The 3,035-nt window shown below is 70.6% G+C and carries 3 protein-coding genes; 2 read left to right on the top strand and 1 reads right to left on the bottom strand.

All coding sequences use genetic code 11. The features are described 5' to 3' along the window. Positions 1-249 precede the first annotated feature (249 nt). Entirely contained in the window at positions 250-1,692 is a 1,443-nt protein-coding gene (gene purB / locus K6I34_RS34510; RefSeq protein WP_229331987.1) for an adenylosuccinate lyase, read from the top strand. Between the two features lie 102 nt (positions 1,693-1,794). After that, the gene (locus K6I34_RS34505; protein WP_229331986.1) at positions 1,795-2,238 is read left to right on the top strand and encodes an MscL family protein; all 444 of its coding nucleotides are present in this window, start codon (positions 1,795-1,797) and stop codon (positions 2,236-2,238) included. 1 nt (position 2,239) lies between these two features. On the opposite strand, the gene K6I34_RS34500 is transcribed toward K6I34_RS34505, so the two are convergent. Then, the gene (locus K6I34_RS34500) at positions 2,240-2,995 is read right to left on the bottom strand and encodes a dienelactone hydrolase family protein (RefSeq protein ID WP_229331985.1); all 756 of its coding nucleotides are present in this window, start codon (positions 2,993-2,995) and stop codon (positions 2,240-2,242) included. Between the last annotated feature and the right edge of the window lie 40 nt (positions 2,996-3,035).

Genomic DNA, 3,035 nt, shown 5'->3' with positions numbered 1-3,035 from the left:
CCCGATGTCCGGACCATGGAAGACCTCCCGAGTCGTTTCCGTCCCCTGTCGCCACTGTCGCCACCGATTGCTATCGGCACCAGATGCCCGGCGGCGGAACGGGCGATGAACAGCCGGTCACGTACCCTCGGTGGAGGCGGCCTTCCCGCGTGCCTTTTCGCACCCGGTGCCGTGACCCCCGTCTCGTAGCAACGCACGAATGAAGCGGCTGGCCTGACCTGCGCGAACCGCCAAGTAGACTCTGGTCACGTGACAGCTGCGTCTTCGAAACCCCGCATCCCCAACGTCCTCGCCGGCCGCTACGCCTCCCCGGACCTGGCCGTCCTGTGGTCCCCCGAGTACAAGGTCACCCTGGAGCGCAGGCTCTGGCTGGCCGTGCTGCGTGCCCAGAAGGACCTGGGGATCGAGGTGCCGGACGCGGCGCTCGCCGACTACGAGCGGGTCCTGGACCAGGTCGACCTGGCCTCGATCGCCGAGCGTGAGAAGGTCACCCGCCACGACGTGAAGGCCCGCATCGAGGAGTTCAACGCCCTCGCCGGCCACGAGCACGTCCACAAGGGCATGACCTCCCGTGACCTTACGGAGAACGTCGAGCAGCTCCAGATCCGGCTCTCCCTGGAGCACGTCCGCGGCCGCACGGTCGCCGTGCTGGCTCGGCTGGGCAAGCTGGCCGCCGAGCACGCGGAGCTGGTCATGGCGGGCCGCTCGCACAACGTCGCCGCCCAGGCCACCACCCTCGGCAAGCGCTTCGCGACCGCCGCCGACGAGCTGCTCGTCGCCTTCGGCCGGGTGGAGGACCTCCTCGCCCGCTACCCGCTGCGCGGCATCAAGGGCCCGGTCGGCACCGCCCAGGACATGCTCGACCTGCTCGGCGGCGACGCCGCGAAGCTGGACGAGCTGGAGCGGCGCATCGCCACCCACCTCGGCTTCGCCCACGCCTTCACCTCCGTCGGCCAGGTCTACCCGCGCTCGCTCGACTACGACGTCGTCACCGCGCTGGTGCAGCTCGCCGCGGCCCCCTCCTCGCTCGCCAAGACGATCCGCCTGATGGCCGGGCACGAGCTGGTCACCGAGGGCTTCAAGCCCGGCCAGGTCGGCTCGTCCGCCATGCCGCACAAGATGAACACCCGCTCCTGCGAGCGCGTCAACGGCCTCATGGTGATCCTGCGCGGCTACGCCTCGATGACGGGCGAGCTCGCGGGCGACCAGTGGAACGAGGGCGACGTCTCCTGCTCCGTGGTCCGCCGCGTCGCGCTGCCGGACGCGTTCTTCGCGCTCGACGGCCTGCTGGAGACCTTCCTGACGGTCCTCGACGAGTTCGGCGCCTTCCCCGCCGTCGTCGCCCGCGAGCTGGACCGCTACCTCCCCTTCCTCGCCACCACCAAGGTCCTGATGGCCGCGGTGCGCGCCGGGGTCGGCCGCGAGGTCGCGCACGAGGCCATCAAGGAGCACGCGGTGGCCTCCGCGCTCGCCATGCGCGAGCAGGGCGCCGAGCGCAACGAGCTGCTCGACAAGCTGGCCGCCGACGAGCGCATCCCGCTGGACCGCGCCGCGCTGGACGCCCTGATGGCGGACAAGCTCTCCTTCAGCGGGGCCGCGGCCGACCAGGTGGGCCTGGTCGTCGCCCGCATCGAGGAGATCGCGAAGGCGCACCCCGAGGCGGCGGCGTACGCGCCGGGCGCGATCCTCTAGCGCTTCCGCCGTCCGGTTCCGCTCTGTCTGTCCATAAGGAGCGGAACCGGACGACGCGCCGTACCGCCGGACCGCAGTGTCCGGAATGTAGCGTCTTGTCCCGTGATCAAGGGATTCAAGAACTTCATCATGCGCGGTGACATCGTCACCGTCGCCGTGGGGCTGATCATCGCCCTCGCGTTCAGCACGCTGATCAAGGCGTTCACCGACTTCGTGGTCAACCCGATCATCGCCCGGCTGCAGGGCGGCCGCTCCCTGGGCCTCGGCTGGCAGCTCGGCCGCACGGGCAACAAGGCGACCTACCTCGACCTGGGCTCGTTCATCTCCGCGCTCATCTATTTCGTCATCTTCATGGCGGTCGTCTACTTCCTCATCGTCGTCCCCTACAAGCACGTCCAGGCCCGCCGCGGCATCACCGCATTCAGCGAACCGGGCCCCCTGAAGACGTGCCCGGCGTGCCTGTCCGAGGACCTGCCGGAGGCGGCGTGGAAGTGCCGCTACTGCGGCACGGAGCAGGCGGCGCGGGGTGGAGCAGGGGCGTCGTAGGTCACCCGGTGGCGAGGGTGCGGGCGAAGAACGGCAGCAGGCGCTCCCAGTGCCGCTGGAGCCCGGAGGGGCTGAAGGCGGCGGTGTCGGCCATGGTGAAGCCGTGAACGGTGCCCGGGTAGACCTCGGAGACGTATCGGACGCCGACGTCGCCGAGGGCCTTGTGCAACTCGGCGACGGCCTCGGGCGGCATGGAGTCGTCGTGCTCGGCCAGGCCGAAGAGGAGCTCCGCGTTCAGCTGCGGGGCGAGCAGGTGCGGGCTGTCGGGCGTGCCGGTGACGAGCGGACCGGGGTGGAAGCAGGCCGCGGCGGCCACCCGGTCGGGGCTCTCCGCTGCCGCCCGCACCGCCAGGACGGCCCCCATGCAGTAACCGACGACCCCGGCAGGTCCGGGGCGGACCTCGGGCCGGGCAGTGAGGAAGTCCAGGTACGCGTCGGCGTCGCGGGCCGAGCGCTCCACGGTGAGTTCGTCCAACAGGGGCATGAGGCGGGCGAAGAACGCTTCTCGGGCCTCGGCGGAGCTCAGGTCGGGTACGTCGAGCACAGGGGCGGGGCCGTGGCGGTAGAAGATGTTCGGGGCCAGGACGTAGTAGCCCTCGGCGGCCAGCTTCCGGGCCATCTCGTGGATCACCGGCCGCAGCCCGATGGCGTCCACGTACAGCAGGACGCCCGGGTGGCGCGCGCCGTCGTCGGGGAAGGCGACGAAGGCGTCGGCCGTACCGTCGGGGGTGGGGATCTCAACTGTTGTGGTGCGCATGGGTGTTGCTCCTGGTGGGTTTCATGACGTAGGGGGAGCT

The sequence above is a fragment of the Streptomyces sp. UNOC14_S4 genome, from assembly GCF_020740835.1.
In the GTDB taxonomy this organism is placed as follows: domain Bacteria; phylum Actinomycetota; class Actinomycetes; order Streptomycetales; family Streptomycetaceae; genus Streptomyces.
This window is presented reverse-complemented; position numbering and strand designations above follow the sequence as displayed.

Excerpts from the sequence above, each read along its gene's own strand:
- K6I34_RS34500 (WP_229331985.1), bottom strand. The coding sequence starts at position 2,995 with ATGCGCACCACAACAGTTGAGATCCCCACCCCCGACGGTACGGCCGAC.